A 498-nucleotide genomic window follows, 5' to 3' on the forward strand; every position below is an offset into this window, starting at 1 on the left:
CGCGCTGCTGCACGGGCCGGCGCTCGCCGGCCTCGGCGTGGTCGGCGCCTTCGTGACGCCGGTTCTCGTCTCCAGCGGCAAGCCGGACTATTGGGCGCTCTATATTTACCTCGCGGTCGTCACCGCCGCGAGCTTCGGCCTCGCCCGCATCCGGCTATGGCGCTGGCTGGCGGTGACCACGATCGCCTTCGCCGTGTTGTGGATCTTCCCGGGTCTGGACGCCGAAGAATTGCAGGTCGCGCCACACGCCTTCCATGTCATCGCGGGTTTCGTGCTGGCCGCACTGCTCGTCGTCTGCGGTTTCATGTTCGGCCCGACGATCGAAGACGGCGAGATCGAGCCGGTGTCATCGAGCTCGCTCGGTGCCTACCTGTTCGGCGCGATGCTGATCGTGCTGTCGAGTGCGCATGCCGACCTTGCGCTGATCGCGTTCGCGCTTCTCGTCGGCGCAACCCTGTTCGTCGCCTGGCGCGCGCCGGCGGCGACCGGTGCACTCGG

At 68.1% G+C, this 498-nt stretch carries 1 protein-coding gene; it reads left to right on the forward strand.

Annotated features, from left to right (window positions below; genetic code table 11):
- On the forward strand, positions 1-498 hold a 498-nt coding region (locus MOV75_RS41635), incomplete at both ends, for a DUF2339 domain-containing protein (RefSeq protein ID WP_247008705.1).

Source organism: Bradyrhizobium sp. PRIMUS42 (assembly GCF_023006515.1).
Classification (GTDB): Bacteria; Pseudomonadota; Alphaproteobacteria; order Rhizobiales; family Xanthobacteraceae; genus Bradyrhizobium.